17 protein-coding genes and 1 riboswitch are annotated in these 18,109 nt (G+C 68.5%); of the genes, 13 read left to right on the top strand and 4 right to left on the bottom strand.

Translation table 11 applies throughout. The features are described 5' to 3' along the window. Positions 1-21 precede the first annotated feature (21 nt). Complete coding sequence (locus ACIQM3_RS23115) at positions 22-996, top strand: carbohydrate kinase family protein (RefSeq protein WP_401627120.1); 975 nt, start codon at positions 22-24, stop codon at positions 994-996. A 28-nt stretch (positions 997-1,024) separates the two neighbouring features. Here ACIQM3_RS23115 and ACIQM3_RS23110 read toward each other — a convergent pair whose 3' ends face one another. After that, a complete protein-coding gene (locus ACIQM3_RS23110; protein WP_401627118.1) occupies positions 1,025-2,407 on the bottom strand; it encodes a cysteine desulfurase/sulfurtransferase TusA family protein in 1,383 nt (460 codons plus the stop codon). A gap of 272 nt (positions 2,408-2,679) precedes the next feature. Here ACIQM3_RS23110 and coxB point away from each other — a divergent pair, with 272 nt between their 5' ends. From coxB to ACIQM3_RS23090, 4 genes are all read left to right on the top strand, one after another. Beyond that, complete coding sequence (gene coxB / locus ACIQM3_RS23105) at positions 2,680-3,648, top strand: cytochrome c oxidase subunit II (protein WP_401627117.1); 969 nt, start codon at positions 2,680-2,682, stop codon at positions 3,646-3,648. After that, entirely contained in the window at positions 3,645-5,381 is a 1,737-nt protein-coding gene (gene ctaD / locus ACIQM3_RS23100) for a cytochrome c oxidase subunit I (RefSeq protein WP_401627116.1), read from the top strand. Before coxB ends, ctaD begins: the two co-directional genes overlap by 4 nt. Further along, complete coding sequence (locus tag ACIQM3_RS23095; protein WP_351271627.1) at positions 5,378-5,776, top strand: cytochrome c oxidase subunit 4; 399 nt, start codon at positions 5,378-5,380, stop codon at positions 5,774-5,776. Before ctaD ends, ACIQM3_RS23095 begins: the two co-directional genes overlap by 4 nt. A 125-nt stretch (positions 5,777-5,901) precedes the next feature. Beyond that, entirely contained in the window at positions 5,902-7,158 is a 1,257-nt protein-coding gene (locus ACIQM3_RS23090; protein ID WP_401627114.1) for an Ig-like domain-containing protein, read from the top strand. A 62-nt stretch (positions 7,159-7,220) separates the two neighbouring features. Here the strand turns inward: ACIQM3_RS23090 and ACIQM3_RS23085 are convergent, their stop codons facing one another. Continuing rightward, positions 7,221-7,622, bottom strand: a complete 402-nt coding sequence (locus ACIQM3_RS23085; protein ID WP_356707331.1) for a hypothetical protein — start codon at positions 7,620-7,622, stop codon at positions 7,221-7,223. Positions 7,623-7,809: 187 nt separating this feature from the next. Between ACIQM3_RS23085 and ACIQM3_RS23080 the strand changes: the two genes are divergently transcribed. The 6 genes from ACIQM3_RS23080 (at position 7,810) to ACIQM3_RS23055 (ending at position 14,914) form a co-directional block, all read left to right on the top strand. Continuing rightward, positions 7,810-8,430, top strand: coding sequence for a heme-copper oxidase subunit III (locus ACIQM3_RS23080; protein WP_014045480.1), 621 nt, complete (start codon positions 7,810-7,812; stop codon positions 8,428-8,430). 55 nt (positions 8,431-8,485) lie between these two features. Then, complete coding sequence (locus ACIQM3_RS23075) at positions 8,486-9,295, top strand: c-type cytochrome (RefSeq protein ID WP_401627113.1); 810 nt, start codon at positions 8,486-8,488, stop codon at positions 9,293-9,295. After that, positions 9,292-10,344, top strand: coding sequence for a Rieske 2Fe-2S domain-containing protein (locus tag ACIQM3_RS23070; RefSeq protein WP_401627112.1), 1,053 nt, complete (start codon positions 9,292-9,294; stop codon positions 10,342-10,344). Before ACIQM3_RS23075 ends, ACIQM3_RS23070 begins: the two co-directional genes overlap by 4 nt. Then, positions 10,341-11,966 carry a cytochrome bc complex cytochrome b subunit gene (locus ACIQM3_RS23065; RefSeq protein ID WP_401627110.1) on the top strand — a complete coding sequence of 542 codons (1,626 nt, stop codon included), beginning with the start codon at positions 10,341-10,343 and terminating at the stop codon, positions 11,964-11,966. Before ACIQM3_RS23070 ends, ACIQM3_RS23065 begins: the two co-directional genes overlap by 4 nt. A gap of 125 nt (positions 11,967-12,091) precedes the next feature. Next, a complete protein-coding gene (gene trpD / locus ACIQM3_RS23060; RefSeq protein ID WP_401627108.1) occupies positions 12,092-13,156 on the top strand; it encodes an anthranilate phosphoribosyltransferase in 1,065 nt (354 codons plus the stop codon). A gap of 84 nt (positions 13,157-13,240) precedes the next feature. Continuing rightward, a riboswitch (SAM riboswitch) is annotated at positions 13,241-13,358 on the top strand. A 179-nt stretch (positions 13,359-13,537) separates the two neighbouring features. Continuing rightward, entirely contained in the window at positions 13,538-14,914 is a 1,377-nt protein-coding gene (locus ACIQM3_RS23055; protein ID WP_401627107.1) for an aminotransferase class V-fold PLP-dependent enzyme, read from the top strand. A gap of 73 nt (positions 14,915-14,987) precedes the next feature. On the opposite strand, the gene ACIQM3_RS23050 is transcribed toward ACIQM3_RS23055, so the two are convergent. After that, positions 14,988-15,269 carry an Lrp/AsnC family transcriptional regulator gene (locus tag ACIQM3_RS23050; protein ID WP_104784870.1) on the bottom strand — a complete coding sequence of 94 codons (282 nt, stop codon included), beginning with the start codon at positions 15,267-15,269 and terminating at the stop codon, positions 14,988-14,990. Then, positions 15,266-16,033: a rhomboid family intramembrane serine protease gene (locus tag ACIQM3_RS23045; RefSeq protein WP_401627105.1), complete on the bottom strand. Its 768-nt coding sequence runs from the start codon at positions 16,031-16,033 to the stop codon at positions 15,266-15,268. The genes ACIQM3_RS23050 and ACIQM3_RS23045 overlap by 4 nt, the downstream gene beginning before the upstream one ends. 151 nt (positions 16,034-16,184) lie before the next feature. Between ACIQM3_RS23045 and ACIQM3_RS23040 the strand changes: the two genes are divergently transcribed. After that, positions 16,185-16,427: a hypothetical protein gene (locus ACIQM3_RS23040; RefSeq protein WP_014156692.1), complete on the top strand. Its 243-nt coding sequence runs from the start codon at positions 16,185-16,187 to the stop codon at positions 16,425-16,427. A 37-nt stretch (positions 16,428-16,464) separates the two neighbouring features. Then, entirely contained in the window at positions 16,465-17,826 is a 1,362-nt protein-coding gene (locus ACIQM3_RS23035) for an NYN domain-containing protein (protein WP_401627103.1), read from the top strand. Positions 17,827-18,109 lie beyond the last annotated feature (283 nt).

The following is an 18,109-nucleotide window of genomic DNA, read 5'->3' as shown; positions in this document are numbered from 1 at the left end:
CCTTCCGCAGGAGCAGCCTCCGTGCGCATCGCAGTCACCGGCTCCATCGCCACAGACCACCTCATGACCTTCCCCGGCCGATTCGCCGACCAGCTGGTCGCGGATCAGCTGCACACGGTCTCCCTCTCCTTCCTCGTCGACAACCTCGACGTGCGACGCGGCGGGGTCGGCGCCAACATCGCCTTCGGCATGGGCGTGCTCGGCACGCAGCCGATCCTCGTCGGCGCCGTGGGGTCGGACTTCGACGACTACCGCGCCTGGCTCGACCGGCACGGCGTCGACACCGATTCCGTCCGTGTCTCCGAGGTGCTGCACACCGCGCGCTTCGTCTGCACCACGGACGCCGACCACAACCAGATCGGCTCCTTCTACACGGGCGCCATGAGCGAGGCCCGGCTGATCGAGCTGAAGAGCGTCGCCGACCGCGTGGGCGGCCTCGACCTCGTCTCGATCGGCGCCGACGACCCCGAGGCGATGCTCCGCCACACGGAGGAGTGCCGCTCGCGGGGCATCCCGTTCGCCGCGGACTTCTCGCAGCAGATCGCCCGGATGGACGGCGAGGAGATCCGGATCCTCCTCGACGGCGCGACGTACCTCTTCTCCAACGAGTACGAGAAGGGGCTCATCGAGTCCAAGACCGGCTGGAGCGACGAGGAGATCCTGTCCAAGGTCGGCCACCGCGTCACCACCCTCGGCGCCCGCGGCGTCCGCATCGAGCAGGCCGGCCAGGACCCCATCGAGGTCGGCTGCGCCGAGGAGGAGCGCAAGGCGGACCCGACCGGCGTCGGCGACGCCTTCCGGGCCGGTTTCCTCTCCGGCCTCGCCTGGGGCGTCGGCCTGGAGCGCGCCGCCCAGGTCGGCTGCATGCTCGCGACCCTGGTCATCGAGACGGTCGGCACCCAGGAGTACACCCTGCGCCGCACCAACTTCATGGACCGCTTCACCAAGGCCTACGGGGACGAGGCGGCCTCCGAGGTCCGCAAGCACCTCTCCTAGGGCCGAAGGCGCGACAGCGGTACGAGGCTCACAGGAGCCGGCGGACCACATAGGCCGAGCCGTGGTCCGCCGGCTCCTCGCCCACGTACTCCTGTTCGCGCATCGCGCACCAGGCCGGGATGTCGAGGCGGGCTGCCTCGTCGTCCGAGAGCACCGTCACCGTGCCGCCCACGGGTACCTCTCCGATCACCTTTGCGAGTTCGATCACCGGAATCGGGCAGCGCCGGCCCAGCGCGTCGACCACGAGCGAGGCCCGTGGCGCCGGGGAGGGGGCCGCCGAGGCGGGAGCCCCGAGCCTCTCCCGCACCTCGGCGACCACCCCGGGCAGTACGTCGAGGAAGCCGCCGACCTCTTCCTCCGTCGTGCCGGGCGGAAGCGACACCCGGACGTTCCCCTCCGTGAGCACCCCCATCGCCTTGAGGACATGGCTGGGCGTCAGGGTGCTGCTCGTGCAGGACGATCCGGACGAGACGGAGAATCCGGCCCGGTCGAGCTCGTGGAGCAGTGTCTCTCCGTCGACATAGAGACAGGAGAAGGTGACCAGATGCGGCAGCCGCCGCACCGGATCGCCGACCACCTCCACATCGGGCACCAGGGCCGCCACCGAGGCCCGGATCCGGTCCACGAGGGCGCGCAGCCGGGCTCCCTCGGCCTCGGCCTCCGCGCGCACCGCCCGCAGCGAGGCCGCGGCCGCCACGACGGCCGGGATGTTCTCGAAGCCGGCCGCCCGGCCCGACTCCCGTTCGTCGGCCGGGCCCTGGGGCGCGAACCTGACCCCCTTGCGCACGGCCAGCAGCCCGACCCCGGCCGGCCCGCCCCACTTGTGGGCGCTCGCGGCCAGCAGTGACCAGCCGCCGGGCACCGGCCCCCAGCCCAGCGACTGCGCGGCGTCCACCAGCAGCGGCACGCCCGCCTCGGCACAGAGCTCGGCGGCCTCGGCCACCGGCTGTTCGGTCCCCACCTCGTGGTTGGCGGACTGCAGGCAGGCCAGCGCGGTGTCCGGGCGAAGGGCCCGGCCGTACGCCGACGGGTCGACCGCGCCGGTCCGGTCCACCGGCACCTCGGTGAAGGATCCCCCCGCCGCTTCGAGGGCCGTGGCCGAGTGGAGTACCGAGGAGTGCTCGACGGCGGAGAGCACCAGATGGCGGCCGACACGCCGACGCCCGGAAAGCGCGCCGGCGACCGCCGAGTGCACCGCCCGGGTGCCGGACGAGGTGAAGACGAGCTCGTCCGGACGGCAGCCGACCGCCTCCGCCGCCGTCTCCCTGGCCGCGTCCAGCAGCATCGCGGCCCGCCGCCCCTCACGGTAGAGCCGGGCGGGATCGGCCCAGCCCTCGTCCAGCGAGGCATGCAGCGCCTGGCGGGCGACGGGGTGCAGGGGGGCGGAGGAAGCCGCGTCGAAGTAGGGCACACCGTCACGCTAGCCCGCGCAGGTGCGTGACCAGGTGACCGGCCACCTTCGCGGCAGGGAGAGGGGGCGTCAGATGGCGGCCGGAGGCTCGCATTCCACCCCTTCGGGGTGTCGTGCGGCGCGTTGGGCACCCTCCCCGCGCGACCCCAAATAGCGTCCAGTAGGGTTTGGTCCGCATAAACATCCAAACCCCTGCCCGCGTCAGGGCCGGCGACCGACCAAGTGAGACGGCCGCGCCGACCGTGCGGGCGAGACTCTCGGGAAGGCGCTACGTGAGTCCCAACGGCTCCGACCGCTCGTCGCGGCGCCCGATGCGGCGGAAGCTGCCGCAGGTGCTGACTGCGGGCCTGGTCCTGGCGACGGCCTCCGGTTGTTCATACAACTGGGAGGATTTCCCCCGCCTCGGTTTGCCCACCCCGGTAACGGAAGAGGCCCCTCGGATCCTCTCCCTCTGGCAGGGCTCGTGGGCGGCAGCGCTCGCCACGGGCGTCCTTGTCTGGGGGCTGATCCTGTGGAGCGTCATCTTCCACCGGCGAAGCAGGACCAAGGTGGAGGTACCTCAGCAGACCAGGTACAACATGCCTATCGAGGCGCTGTACACAGTGGTCCCCCTCATCATCGTCTCGGTGTTCTTCTACTTCACCGCGCGCGATGAATCGAAGCTCCTCGAGCTCAGCCCGAAGCCGGCCCACACGATCAACGTGGTCGGCTACCAGTGGAGCTGGGGCTTCAACTACATCGAGAACGTGGAGGGCGAGCCCTCCACCGGCGGCAAGATCTCCAAGGAGCTCGACGCCATCCCCGACAAGTTCCAGAAGGACTTCCCCGCGAACGCCAACGGCGTCTACGACGTGGGTGTCCCTGGTACGCGTAACCCGCAGAACGGCAACCCGGGTCCGACCCTGTGGCTGCCGAAGGGCGAGAAGGTCCGTTTCATCCTGACTTCGCGTGACGTCATCCACTCCTTCTGGGTGGTGCCGTTCCTCATGAAGCAGGACGTCATTCCGGGCCACACCAACTCCTTCGAGGTCACGCCGAAGAAGGAGGGCACCTACATGGGTAAGTGCGCCGAGCTCTGCGGCGTCGATCACTCCCGGATGCTCTTCAACGTCAAGATCGTCTCTCCGGAGCGTTACCAGCAGCACCTCAAGGAGCTGGCGGAGAAGGGTCAGACGGGCTACGTGCCGTCAGGCATCGAGCAGACGGACCCGGCCAGGAATGCGGAGACGAACAAACTGTGAGCATCCTCAACGAATCCCAGGGTGCCGCGGCAGCAGACGACTCTTTCGAGGACGAGCTGCCGGTGCGGCGCAATCAGCCGGGGGCTGTCGTCATCAAGTGGCTGACCACCACTGACCACAAGACGATCGGCACGATGTACCTGGTCACATCGTTCGCGTTCTTCTGCATCGGTGGCCTCCTGGCGCTCTTCATGCGCGCCGAGCTGGCCCGTCCGGGTACGCAGATCATGTCGAACGAGCAGTTCAACCAGGCGTTCACGATGCACGGCACGATCATGCTGCTGATGTTCGCGACGCCGCTGTTCGCAGGGTTCGCGAACTGGATCATGCCGCTGCAGATCGGCGCGCCCGACGTGGCGTTCCCGCGGCTGAACATGTTCGCGTACTGGCTGTACCTCTTCGGCTCGCTGATCGCCGTGGCCGGCTTCCTCACCCCGCAGGGTGCGGCCGACTTCGGCTGGTTCGCCTACTCCCCGCTGTCGGACGCCGTCCGCTCGCCGGGCGTCGGTGCCGACATGTGGATCATGGGTCTGGCCTTCTCCGGCTTCGGCACGATCCTCGGCTCGGTCAACTTCATCACCACGATCATCTGCATGCGCGCCCCCGGCATGACGATGTTCCGCATGCCGATCTTCACCTGGAACGTCCTGCTGACCGGTGTCCTGGTCCTGCTGGCCTTCCCGGTCCTCGCCGCCGCGCTCTTCGCGCTGGAGGTCGACCGTAAATTCGGCGCACATGTCTTCGACGCGGCCAATGGTGGCGCATTGCTATGGCAACACCTCTTCTGGTTCTTCGGCCATCCAGAGGTGTACATCATCGCGCTACCATTCTTCGGAATCATTTCCGAAATCATTCCGGTATTCAGCCGCAAGCCGATGTTCGGCTACGTCGGTCTGATCGCGGCGACGATCTCCATCGCCGGCCTCTCGGTGACGGTGTGGGCGCACCACATGTACGTGACGGGCGGCGTGCTGTTGCCGTTCTTCTCCTTCATGACATTCCTCATCGCGGTGCCGACCGGTGTGAAGTTCTTCAACTGGATCGGCACGATGTGGAAGGGGTCGTTGTCCTTCGAGACACCGATGCTCTGGTCCGTCGGCTTCCTGATCACCTTCGCCTTCGGTGGTCTGACCGGCGTGATCCTGGCCTCGCCGCCGCTGGACTTCCACGTCTCCGACTCGTACTTCGTCGTCGCGCACTTCCACTACGTCGTCTTCGGCACCGTGGTCTTCGCGATGTTCGCCGGGTTCCACTTCTGGTGGCCGAAGTTCACCGGCAAGATGCTGGACGAGCGGCTCGGGAAGATGACCTTCTGGACGCTGTTCATCGGCTTCCACGGCACCTTCCTGGTGCAGCACTGGCTCGGTGCCGAGGGCATGCCGCGTCGCTACGCGGACTACCTCGCAGCCGACGGCTTCACCGCCCTGAACACGATCTCGACGATCTCCTCGTTCGTGCTCGGACTGTCGATGCTTCCGTTCATGTACAACGTCTGGAAGACCGCCAAGTACGGCAAGAAGATCGAGGTCGACGACCCCTGGGGCTACGGCCGTTCGCTCGAATGGGCGACGTCCTGCCCGCCCCCGAGGCACAACTTCCTCAGCCTGCCGAGGATCCGTTCCGAATCCCCGGCGTTCGACCTGCACCACCCGGAGATCGCGGCACTCGAGCAGCTCGATCACCTGTCCGAGGGTGACAAGGTCCTCGTCGGTGGCAAGGAGGACGGCAAGTGAAGATCCAGGGCAAGCTCTTCATCTGGCTGAGCGTCTTCATGCTGGCCATGGCCGTCACGTACGGCGTCTGGTCCAAGGAGCCGGTCGGTACCACCGCGCTGGTCCTGGCCTTCGGGCTGACCATCATGATCGGCTTCTACCTGGCCTTCACGGCCAACAGGGTCGACGCGATGGCCCAGGACAACAAGGAGGCCGACGTCGCGGACGAGGCCGGTGACGTGGGCTTCTTCTCGCCGCACAGCTGGCAGCCGCTCTCGCTGGCCATCGGCGGAGCGTTCCTGTTCATGGCCGTCGTCTTCGGCTGGTGGCTGGCCTACTTCTCGGCCCCGCTGCTCCTGATCGGCCTCTTCGGCTGGGTCTTCGAGTACTACCGGGGAGAGAACCGCACCCAGTAGGACACGCCCTCACAGGACGCGTCGCACCCGTACGGGGGCCCGGCCCGCTCAGCAATGAGCGGGCCGGGCCCCCGTTTGCAGTCACTGAACGCGCTGGATCGGATGAATCTTCTTAGCGTGGGTTCATGAACCACACGCCGCGCATCCGCACCGTAGTGAGCTGCACTCTGCTGGTCGTGACCCTGGTAGCGGGTGCGACCGCCTGTGGCGAGCCCGATGGTCATCCGCTGTCGCTGAAGCCGTACGACGCCGCCGACCTGGTCTCCTTCAACGGCCCCTCCGAGAACGAGAAGGCCGACCCCGACAAGCCCCTCGAAGTCACCGTCAAGGACGACGACGCGAAGATCACGGACGTGACGGCCGTCGACAGGGAGGGCCGCCACCTGGCGGGCGAACTCGACGCCGACGGGAAGCGGTGGCACTCCACCACCTCGCTCGCGGCCGGCACCCGATACACCGTCAAGGTCTCCACCGAGAACGGCGACGGCGCCCCTGGCAGCCGTACGTACGGTTTCGGCACGACCTCGGCCAAGAAGTTCCTGAAGGTGGCCTTCGGCCCACAGGCGGGCACCTACGGCGTCGGACAGCCCCTCACAGCGGAACTCAGCGCTCCGGTCACCGACAAGGCCTCCAGGGCCACCGTGGAACGCGGGCTGCAGGTCCGCTCCACCCCCGCCGTCACGGGCGCCTGGTACTGGGTCGACGCCAAGACCCTGCACTACCGGCCCAAGGAGTACTGGCCCGCCGACGCCACCATCGACGTCCGCAGCAACCTCAAGGGCATAAAGGTCAGCAACGCCCTCTACGGGGGCGTCGCGAAGCCCCTGAAGCTCACCACCGGCGACCGCATAGAAGCGATCACCGACGCCTCCGACCACTCCATGACCGTGCTGCGCAACGGTGAGGTGATCAACACCCTGCCGGTCACCACGGGCAAGCCGGGCTTCGACACGCGTAACGGCGTCAAGGTGGTGCTGGCCAAGGAGCAGTTCGTACGCATGCGCGGGGAGAGCATCGGCATCGCCGCCGGCTCCTCGGAGTCGTACGACCTGCCCGTCTACTGGGCGACACGCGTCACCTGGAGCGGTGAGTACGTCCACGCGGCGCCCTGGTCGACCGGTTCGCAGGGCAGCGCCAACGTCAGCCACGGCTGCACGGGGATGAGCACCGCCGACGCCCAGTGGTTCTTCGAGACCGTGCGTGAGGGCGACATCGTCAAGGTCGTCGGGAGCGACGGCGAGACGATGACGCCGTTCGACAACGGCTTCGGCGACTGGAACCTGGACTGGGACGCCTGGCGGAAGGGCAGCGCCCTGCACGGGGGCGGCACACCGGACTCGGGCACCGACGTCGAGGCGGCGCGGCTGCGCCCCCAGGTCTGACCCGGCCGGGAGTGCGCCGCGCCCCGGAAGGACACCGCGGAGGGGTTCGGGGCCCCTCCGCCTCAGGCCTCCACGGACAGCCTGTGGCGCAGCAGGGAGGCCAGTGCGTCCGCGAAGTCGACCGGATCCACCGGATGCGTCACAGCGGCGTCCGCACGGCTCCACGTGGCCAGCCAGGCGTCCTGCGGGCGTCCGATCAGCAGCAGGACGGGCGGGCAGTCGAAGATCTCGTCCTTGATCTGCCGGCAGACGCCCATACCGCCCGCCGGCGCCGTCTCGCCGTCCAGCACGCAGACGTCGACACCGCCCCGGTCCAGTGCGCTCAGGACGGCGGGCAGGGTGGCGCACTCCAGGAACTCCACCGGTGGCACGTCCGCCGCAGGCCTCCGACCGGCTGCCAGCCTCACCTGCTCGCGGGTGTTGGCGTCGTCGCTGTAGACCAGGACCGTGGCGGTCGGCTGCATTGTTCCTCCGTGACGTCTGTGTCTTCGGGGCTCTCCGGGCATGAACCGATGGGCGGATCGTACTCCGGCGGACTGCCTGTCAGCACCGGTAAAGACAGCGATTCGATGGGCCGTTCGGTGAGGACACACAGCGCTGACACACCGAACGGCACCCCCCGGAGTGAGGGCGGGATAAGCGACCGACATAATGTCGGTCGTGGCGACAGCAACGACAGTAGAAACCGGGCACGCGCACCCGTCGGTCAATCGGCCGAACCTCACCAGCGTCGGAACCATCATCTGGTTGAGTTCCGAGCTGATGTTCTTCGCGGCCCTCTTCGCGATGTACTTCACCCTGCGATCGGTGATGGGACCCGATCACTGGAAGGAGATGGCTCACCATCTGAACTTCCCGTTCTCGGCGACGAACACCACGATCCTGGTGCTTTCCTCTCTCACCTGCCAGCTCGGCGTATTCGCCGCGGAGCGGGGCGATGTGAAGAAGCTCCGCACCTGGTTCATCATCACGTTCGTGATGGGTGCGATCTTCATCGGAGGCCAGGTCCTCGAGTACACCGAGCTGGTCAAGGAGGCGGGTCTCTCCCTGTCCTCCGACCCGTACGGTTCGGTGTTCTACCTGACGACCGGCTTCCACGGTCTGCATGTGACAGGCGGTCTCATCGCCTTCCTGCTCGTCCTGGGCAGGACATACGCGGCCTCGAGATTCACCCATGAACAGGCCACAGCCGCCATCGTCGTGTCCTACTACTGGCACTTCGTCGATGTCGTCTGGATCGGCCTGTTCGCCACGATCTACATGATCAAGTAACCGGGCTCGCACCCACCCATCATCGACGCAGAAGATCCTGACACCGGGGTAATCCGTGAAAAAGCTCTCCGCACGACGACGCCATCCGCTGGCGGCGGTCGTCGTACTACTCCTCGCGCTGGCGGCTACCGGGGGGCTGTACGCCGCGTTCGCGCCTGCGGGTAAGGCGCAGGCCGACGAAACCGCCCAGTCCCTCGCCATCGACGAGGGCAAGAAGCTCTACTCCGTGGGCTGCGCCAGCTGCCACGGATCCGGCGGTCAGGGCACCACCGACGGGCCGTCCCTCGTGGGCGTCGGCTCCGCCGCCGTCGACTTCCAGGTCGGTACCGGACGCATGCCGGCTCAGCAGCCGGGTGCCCAGGTCCCGAAGAAGAAGGTCATCTACACCCAGGCCGAGATCGACCAGCTCGCGGCGTACGTCGCGTCCCTGGGCGCCGGTCCGATCACGCCGACCGGAAGCCAGGTCGACCCTGCCGGCGCGGACGTGGCCAAGGGTGGTGACCTGTTCCGCACCAACTGCGCGCAGTGTCACAACTTCACCGGCAAGGGCGGCGCGCTGACGAACGGCAAGTACGCCCCGGACCTCGAAGGCGTGAGCCCGAAGCACATCTACGAGGCCATGCAGACCGGCCCGCAGAGCATGCCCTCCTTCCCGGACAGCACGATGCCGGAGCAGGAGAAGAAAGACATCATCGCGTACATCAAGACCGTCAACGGTGATGAGTCGGAGGACCCCGGTGGGCTCTCGCTCGGTGGCCTCGGCCCCGTCAGCGAAGGTCTCTTCGGCTGGATCTTCGGCCTGGGCGGCCTGATCGCCATCGCCGTATGGGTCGCGGCCCACACCGCTAAGGCCAAGAAGTCATGAGTAGCCAACAGATTCCAGAAGAGAACCTGCCGGTAGAGCAGGGCACCGCGCACGGCGCGGTCGAGGGTGCGGGCGACCCGTTCGCCGACCCGGGGCTGCCGGCCCACAAGCCGCGCATCCAGGACATCGACGAACGGGCTGCGAAGCGCTCCGAGCGCGCCGTCGCCTTCATGTTCACGCTGTCCATGCTGGCGACGGTCGGCTTCATCGCCTCCTACGTCATCTTCCCGGTCGACCAGATCGTCTACATCTGGCCGTTCGGCCACGTGAGCGCGCTCAACTTCTCCCTGGGCCTGACCCTGGGCCTGGCGCTCTTCCTCATCGGCGCGGGGGCCGTCCACTGGGCGCGCACCCTGATGTCCGACGTGGAGGTCGCCGACGACCGGCACGCCATCGAGGCGGAGCCCGAGGTCAAGGCCAAGGTCATGGCCGACTTCGCGGCCGGTGCCAAGGAGTCCGCGATCGGGCGGCGGAAGCTGATCCGCAACACCATGTTCGGTGCGCTGGCCCTGGTGCCGCTCTCCGGTGTGGTGCTGCTGCGCGACCTCGGTCCGCTGCCGGAGAAGAAGCTCCGCAAGACCCTGTGGGCCAAGGGCAAGCAGCTCGTCAACATGAACACGATGGAGCCGCTGCGTCCCGAGGACGTCGTCGTCGGTTCGCTGACCTTCGCCATGCCCGAGGGCCTGGAGGAGGACGCGCACGACTTCCAGTCGCAGATCGCCAAGGCCGCCCTGATGATCATCCGCATCGAGCCGGACAACATCAAGGACAAGCGCGAGCGCGAGTGGGCCCACGAGGGAATCGTGGCCTTCTCCAAGATCTGCACCCACGTCGGCTGCCCGATCAGCCTGTACGAGCAGCAGACGCATCACGTGCTCTGCCCGTGCCACCAGTCCACCTTCGACCTCTCCGACGGCGCCCGCGTCATCTTCGGTCCGGCCGGTCACGCCCTTCCGCAGCTGCGGATCGGCGTGAACAGCGAGGGCAACCTCGAGGCGCTCGGTGACTTCGAAGAGCCCGTCGGTCCTGCCTTCTGGGAGCGCGGATGAGTACTGCGACAGACACACAGCGCAAGGCGCCCGCCGGTGAGCGGGTGGCCGACTGGGCGGACGGCCGGCTCGGCATCTACGGCCTGGCCAAGGCCAACATGCGCAAGATCTTCCCGGACCACTGGTCCTTCATGCTCGGTGAGATCTGCCTCTACAGCTTCATCATCATCATCCTCACGGGTGTGTATCTGACGCTGTTCTTCCACCCGAGCATGAACGAGGTCGTCTACCACGGCTCCTACGAGCCGATGCAGGGCATCCGGATGTCCGAGGCCTACGCCTCGACGCTGGACATCAGCTTCGACGTCCGCGGTGGTCTGCTCGTCCGGCAGATCCACCACTGGGCAGCGGTGATCTTCCTCGCCGGCATGTTCGTGCACATGTTCCGGGTGTTCTTCACCGGCGCGTACCGCAAGCCGCGTGAGATCAACTGGCTGTTCGGCTTCCTGCTGTTCGTCCTCGGCATGTTCACCGGGTTCACCGGCTACTCGCTCCCGGACGACCTGCTCTCCGGTACGGGTGTGCGCTTCACGCAGGGCGCGATCCTGTCGATGCCGATCGTGGGCACGTACATCTCGATGTTCCTGTTCGGCGGGGAGTTCCCCGGGACCGACATCATCGCGAGGTTCTACTCGATCCACATCCTGCTGCTGCCCGGCATCATGCTCGGGCTCGTGGTCGGCCACCTCATCCTGGTGTTCTTCCACAAGCACACGCAGTTCGCTGGTCCGGGAAAGACCAACAAGAACGTCGTCGGCATGCCGCTGCTGCCGGTGTACATGGCCAAGGCGGGCGGATTCTTCTTCCTGGTCTTCGGCTTCATCGCGATCATCGCGGCGATCGCCTCGATCAACCCGATCTGGGCGCTCGGCCCCTACCGTCCCGACCAGGTGTCCACGGGTGCCCAGCCGGACTGGTACATGGGCTTCGCCGAAGGCTTCGTCCGTGTCATGCCGGGCTGGGAGATCAACCTCTGGGGCCACACGCTGGTCCTCGGCGTGCTGATCCCGCTGGTCCTCTTCGGTGTGGTCCTCGGGGCACTCGCGATGTATCCGTTCATCGAGTCCTGGATCACCGGGGACAAGCGCGAGCACCACATCCTGGACCGTCCGCGCAACGCCCCGACCCGCACGGGCCTCGGCGTCGCCTGGGTGACGATCTACTTCGTCATGCTGATCGGCGGCGGCAACGACATCTGGGCGACCCACTTCCACCTGTCGCTCAACGCGATCAGCTGGTTCGTACGGATCGCCTTCTTCGTCGGCCCGGTCCTGGCGTTCGTCGTCACCCGGCGGATCTGCCTCGGCCTCCAGCGCCGCGACAAGGAGAAGGTGCTGCACGGGCGCGAGTCCGGCACCATCAAGCGCCTGCCGCACGGTGAATTCGTCGAGATCCACGAGCCGCTCAGCCCCGGCCAGCTGCACACGCTCACCGCGCACGAGCAGTACAAGCCGGTCGAGATCGGCCCGACGGTCGACGAGAACGGTGTCGAGCGCAAGCCGTCGGCGCTGCAGAAGCTCCGGGCCAGGCTCAGCAGGAGCTACTACGGCGAGGACAACCAGATCGCCAAGCCCACCGCCGAGGAGTACAAGGAGATCACCAGCGGCCACGGCCACCACTGATCACCTCAGCTGACCGCCACAGCAGGAGCCCCGTCCATCCGATGGACGGGGCTCTTCGCTGCCCCCGGGCCTGGATAGGGTGGGATGTATCCCTTGTATCGGCTGTGGACCCCCAGGAGCGGACCATGAACGTTGTGACCCCGGACGGCGGCGACAGCGTGGCGGCCCGTACCTGGCCCGGCGTGCTGACCCCCCTGCTGCGCGGTGAGCACCTGGGCGCGGACGACACCGCGTGGGCCATGGACCGCATCATGAGCGGCGAGGCCACGGACGTGCAGATCGCCGGCTTCGCCGTCGCGCTGCGGGCCAAGGGCGAGACCGTGGACGAGGTCACCGGACTCGTCCGCGCCATGTACGAGCACGCCCACACCATCGAGGTGCCCGGCCGCACGGTCGACATCGTGGGCACCGGCGGCGACATGGCCAAGACGGTCAACATCTCCACCATGTCGGCGATCGTCGTCGCGGGGACCGGCGCGAAGGTCGTCAAGCACGGCAACCGGGCGTCCTCCTCGGCGAGCGGGGCGTCCGACGTGCTGGAGAAGCTCGGCGTCAACCTCGAACTGACGCCGCAGCGCGTCGTCGCAGTGGCCGAGGAGGCGGGCATCACCTTCTGCTTCGCCGTGAAGTTCCACCCCGCCCTGCGGTACGCGGCCAGGGCGCGCAAGGAGTTGGGCACACAGACCACCTTCAACATCCTGGGCCCGCTCACCAACCCGGCCCGGGTGCGTTCCCAGGCCATCGGGGTCGCCGACCCGAAGATGGCGCCCATCGTCGCGGGCGTGCTGGCGGACCGGGGGAATTCGGCGCTCGTCTTCCGGGGCGACGACGGCCTCGACGAGCTGACCACCACGGCGACCTCGCGGGTCTGGATCGTCCGCGACGGCACCGTGCGCGAGCAGGCATTCGACCCGCGCGACGTCGGCCTGGACCTGGTCCCCGTCGAGGCGCTGCGCGGCGCGGACTCCTCGTACAACGCGGATGTGGCCCGCCGGCTGCTCGACGGGGAGACCGGCCCCGTACGCGACGCGGTGCTGCTCAACTCGGCTGCCGCACTGGTCGCGCTGGACCCGGGCGAGGGCTCGCTGGACGAGCAGCTCTCGGCCGGGATCGCGCGGGCCGCGCGGTCGATCGACTCGGGTGCGGCCAGGAGCGCGCTGGAGCGCTGGGTGGCGGCCAGCAACGCCTGAGTGCGCACGGTGTGAGCAAGGGCGCAGTCCGGATCGCGGACTGCGCCCTTGCGCGTCACCGTGGGTATGGCAAGATGCTGCGCAGGTCATGAGTGACAGCGACTACGGCCCCGGCCCGCTGTCCGGCAACCCTCCGTCCGTGGCGGGGTGCCCCGGGTGAAGACCAGGCCGCAGGCAGCGAGGTCTGTGGCAAGCGCGGGCCCCTCGGCATCGTTGGATGCCACCCCTTGGGGTCCTGGTCCCAGGGAGTCTTCTGTGAGCAAGCGAATGCGATAGGGCTCCAGCCCTTCTCCGCACACCCTTTTCTTTCCTTCCCCGCGCCGCTGCGTCCTGTCGGACTGCCCGCGTGTGGATCTCGCCTGCCTTTTACGGGAGTTCGCCATGTCTGTCTCCACCGCTGCCGTCGACCAGTCCATTTGTGCCCCGCTGCCGGTTCTGGGTGCCGATGTCACCGTTCCGCTCGTTACCGGCGGAGACGTCACCTACGCCGCCCTCGACTACGCGGCCAGCGCCCCGGCGCTCAAGCGGGTCTGGGACGACGTGGCGGCCTACGCCCCGTACTACGGCAGCGTGCACCGCGGCGCCGGCTACCTCTCGCAGCTCTCCACCGACCTGTTCGAGAACAGCCGCGAGACCGTCGCGGAGTTCCTGGGCTGCCGCGCGGAGGACCAGGTGGTCTTCACCCGCTCGACGACCGACTCCCTCAACCTGCTCGCCGCCGCGCTGCCCGCCGACTGCCAGGTGTTCGTGTTCGAGACCGAGCACCACGCCTCGCTGCTGCCCTGGCGCGACGCCCGGGTGACCTACCTCGACGCCCCGCGCACCCCGGACCAGGCAGTCGCCACGCTGGAGCGGGCGCTGGCGGCCCGGGAGCCCCACGGCCCCGCACTGGTCTGCGTGACCGGCGCGTCCAACGTCACCGGTGAGCTGTGGCCGGTGAAGGAACTGGCCGCCGCCGCCCACGCACACGGGGCGCGGATCGTGCTCGACGCGGCGCAGCTGGCGCCCCACCACCCGGTGGACATCACCGAGCTGGACGTCGACTGGGTCGCCTTCTCCGGGCACAAGCTGTACGCGCCCTTCGGCTCGGGCGTCCTCGCCGGCCGCGCCGACTGGCTGGTGGACGCGGAGCCGTACCTCGCGGGTGGCGGTGCCTCCCGCAAGGTCGCCCGGCGCACCGACGGCGGCGTGGACGTCGAGTGGCACACCACCCCGGCCCGGCACGAGGCGGGATCGCCCAACGTCATCGGCGTCTACTCCATCGCCGCGGCCTGCAAGGCCCTGACCGAGGCCGGATTCGACCGACTGGTCGCCCGGGAGCAGCAGCTGGTGACACGGGTCCGTGAGGGGCTCGCCGACGTCCCCGAGGTGAAGGTGCTCTCGCTCTTCGGCGACGACGCCCCGAGGGTCGGCGTCATCTCCTTCGTGGTCGAGGGGTGGAACAGTTCGCACTTCGCCGCGGCGCTCTCCGCCGAGTACGGCATCGGGGTGCGCGACGGACTGTTCTGCGCTCACCCGCTGGTGCGGACCCTGCTGGGCAGCGAGCCGCAGGAGCCGGGTGAGTGCGGCGCGCCGGAGGCCGCGCCGGGGGAGAGGTCCCTCAACGCCATCCGGGTGAGCTTCGGAGCCGGCACGCCGGACGAGCACATCGAGAGGTTCCTGGGCGCCGTCCGCGAGCTCGTGAGCAAGGGCGCCCGCTGGAGCTACCGCACCGAGGAGGGCCGCTGCGTGCCCGACCGGGGTGCCGCGCAGGTCTGAGCGGGTCCGGACACGGCTCCGGCCGGGGACGGGAGGCTTGTCGCCCCGTCCCCGGCCGGAGCCGTACGCGGTCTCAGGCGTCGAGCCCGATGGCGAAGGCCGCCTCGAGGTCGTGCTGCGAGTAGGTGCGGAAGGCCACATGGGTGTCGGTGCCCTCGACGCCCTGGATCTTGCTGATCCGGCCCGGGATGACATCGGCCAGATCGTCGTGCCGGGCGACCCGGACCATGGCGATCAGGTCGTACGTACCGGTGACCGAGAAGACTTCGCTGACACTGTCCAGCGCGGCGATGGCCTCGGCGATCTCGGGAATCCGGTCCACGCTGGTTTTGATGAGCACGATCGCGGTGATCACGGCTGGCTTTCTCCCTCAGTGGCCGTGGCTGGAGACTTCACTCTAGTACCCCGGAACCGCACCCAGGCGTAGAGGAAGCCGGCCGCGAAACCCGCCACGTGCGCGAGGTACGCCACGCCCGGGCCGCTGCCCGCGCTCTGCGCCGCCAGCCACTGAAGGACGAACCAGAACACGAGCACGATCCAGGCGGGGAAACGCAGCGGCAGGAAGAAGAGGAACGGGAAGAGGCTGGTGACACGGGCCCGGGGGAAGAGATAGAGGAACGCTCCGAGCACCGCGGAGATCGCCCCCGACGCGCCGACCAGTGTCTGGTCGGAGTCCGCGTGCACCACGGCGTAGGCCACCAGTGCGAAGTAGCCGCAGGCGAGATAGAAGAAGGTGAACTCGGTGCGGCCCATGCGCTCCTCGGCCATGGCGCCGAACACGTAGAGGAAGAGCATGTTGCCCAGCAGGTGCAGCCAGCTGCCGTGGACGAAGAGCGCGGTCAGCGGGGTCAGGGCCGCGTGGACCGAGCCCTCCGTGAGCTCGGCGGGGATCACGCCCCACCGCTCGAAATACCCGGCCTGGGCGGCCAGCAGCGCGTCGGCACTTCCGTAGGCGGGGTTGAACCCGGAGAGCGGGCTGATCAGGAAGACCGCGCAGCAGAGCGCGATCAGCCCGTACGTGACCGGGGCGCCGCCCGCCGCGGCAGCGGCCCGGAGCTCTCCGGCCCGCCTCCGCCAGTGGACTTCCCGCCGATAGGTCACGTACAGAGCATGACGCACCAGGTGAGAACGGGACAGACCGCCTCGCCGTGCCGATAGGTATGCGCAAGGCCGTAGGGTTACAGCAGGACATCCGCAGTTCGACGGCGCACCGCGAGATCGAAGCCTGGGCACGCACGAGACTCGACGAACGACGAAAGAGGACGCAACGATGACGACGGTTCCCCAGCCGACGGACGGGACCCGCTGGCGCTGCACGCTCTGCGGCAACCTGACCCGTTTCGATGTGACGCGCTCCTCCAAGGTCGTGGAGTACGTGCATCTCGACCTGGCCGGGGAGTCGAGTGTCGAGGAGCGCGAGGTGGTCAGTGAGACCATCGAGTCGGTGCGCTGTCGTTGGTGCAACGCCGTGGACCAGATCGAGCTGGTCGACAGGCCTGGTGCCGACTCCTGACGGGGCCGTGCGGACAGACATATTGGGGTGATGGATGGTGGAGCAGCCGACAGGCGGCGCCGGACCGGCCGACGCGGCCGACGGCACCGCGGAGTCGCTCGACCGTCCGCTGCCCGAGGGCGTGCGCCGCAAGGTGGTGGCGCTGGTCTCGGACGCGTTCGGCGGTCTGACCGTCGGCGAACTCCCCGCCCAGCTCCGGCAGTACGCCCGTTTCACCCCGAGCAGGCGGGCCAAGTTCGCGGGTAACGCGATGGCCGCGGCCCTGGAGAGCGACCCGGTGTTCCGCCGGCGCATCGGTGAGCGGATCGGCCAGACCCAGCCGGAGCTGGCCGATGCCCTCGGGTCCGGTGCCCCGCCCGCCGCCGCCGACCCCGTCGATGTGGCGGCCGCCGCCTATGTGCTGCGGCCGGCCGGCTGGGTCAAGCTGGTGGCCGCGGCCGGCGAGGAGGTCCAGCGGGCCCACGCCGAGCGTGCGGACGAGGAGGCCAGGCGCGAGCTGCAGCGGCTGCGTGAGGAGCTCGACCGCGCCCGCGGCCAGACCAGGGCCGACACCGAACGGCTTCGCTCGGAGCTGGACGCCTCCCGCAAGGAGGCCGACTCCCTGCACCGCAAACTGCGCAGCGCGCTCAGCGAGGTGAAGCGCGGAGAGGCCGCTCTGCGCAAGGCCGGCGTCGAGACCGACGCCGTGCGGGCCGAGGCCGCGGCCCAGGTCTCCGCGGCCGAGAGCGAGTCCCGCCGGCTCAAGGCGCGGCTGGCCGAGGCCGAGGCCTCCGTCGAGGCGGGCCGCCGGGCGGCCAGGGAGGGGCGCTCGGTCGAGGACATGCGGCTGCGGCTGCTCCTGGACACCGTGCTCGACGCGGCACAGGGGCTCCGCCGCGAACTGGCCCTGCCCCCTTCCTCGCTCCGCCCCGCCGACAGTGTCGAAGCTGTGGAGCCCGGGCGGATGTCACCGAAGGACATTGCCGCCAGGGCCCTTTCGGAGACCGACCCGGCGCTCCTCGACCAGCTGCTCGCCCTGCCGCAGGCGCATCTGATCGTCGACGGCTACAACGTCACCAAGACCGGCTATCCGCAGATGCCCCTGGAGAAGCAGCGGTTGCGCCTCCTCGGCGGCCTCTCGGTCCTCGCGGCACAGACCGGGGCCGAGATGACATGCGTCTTCGACGGCGCCGAACTGGCCGCCCCCGTCCTGCTCGCACCACCGCGCGGGGTCCGCGTCCTCTTCAGCAAGGCGGGCGTGACCGCGGACGAGCTGATCCGGCAACTGGCGCGTGCCGAACCGGCGGGCAGGCCGGTCGTCGTGGTCTCCACAGACCGTGAAGTCGCCGACGGGGTGGCGAAGGCCGGTGCGCGACCGGTCGCGTCCGCCTTGCTCCTGAAGCGCCTTTCGCGCGTCTGACGCGTCATGTGAGGCATGAGTGACTTGTCGGAATTTTTGGAACGTACCGTCAAGTCGCCGCTACACGCAGTGTGATGAAAGTAAAGAAGTGCCTGGTGTGACGAGATTTTGCTCGTGAGGATTTGAACTGATCACAAGATGGTCACTAGGGTCAGGCCTCGAACCTTCGCACGGTTGATTGCCCACCCGGGGTGACGGCGAAGGAACCGCCGAGTCCGTGACGTGCACGGAGCCGGGGATTTTTTCCCCCACAGCCCGGTAGGCGGCTCGAGGAAGAAGGAGC

Origin of the sequence: Streptomyces sp. NPDC091271 (assembly GCF_044757505.1) — a bacterium.
In the GTDB taxonomy this organism is placed as follows: Bacteria; Actinomycetota; Actinomycetes; order Streptomycetales; family Streptomycetaceae; genus Streptomyces.
This window is presented reverse-complemented; position numbering and strand designations above follow the sequence as displayed.

Bases quoted from the DNA above. Each gene is read 5' to 3' on its own strand.
- ACIQM3_RS23055 (WP_401627107.1), top strand. From the start codon at position 13,538: ATGTCTGTCTCCACCGCTGCCGTCGACCAGTCCATTTGTGCCCCGCTG.
- ACIQM3_RS23070 (WP_401627112.1), top strand. From the start codon at position 9,292: ATGAGTAGCCAACAGATTCCAGAAGAGAACCTGCCGGTAGAGCAGGGC.
- ACIQM3_RS23080 (WP_014045480.1), top strand. From the start codon at position 7,810: ATGTCGGTCGTGGCGACAGCAACGACAGTAGAAACCGGGCACGCGCAC.
- ACIQM3_RS23065 (WP_401627110.1), top strand. From the start codon at position 10,341: ATGAGTACTGCGACAGACACACAGCGCAAGGCGCCCGCCGGTGAGCGG.
- ACIQM3_RS23085 (WP_356707331.1), bottom strand. From the start codon at position 7,622: ATGCAGCCGACCGCCACGGTCCTGGTCTACAGCGACGACGCCAACACC.
- trpD (WP_401627108.1), top strand. From the start codon at position 12,092: ATGAACGTTGTGACCCCGGACGGCGGCGACAGCGTGGCGGCCCGTACC.
- ACIQM3_RS23090 (WP_401627114.1), top strand. From the start codon at position 5,902: ATGAACCACACGCCGCGCATCCGCACCGTAGTGAGCTGCACTCTGCTG.
- ACIQM3_RS23040 (WP_014156692.1), top strand. From the start codon at position 16,185: ATGACGACGGTTCCCCAGCCGACGGACGGGACCCGCTGGCGCTGCACG.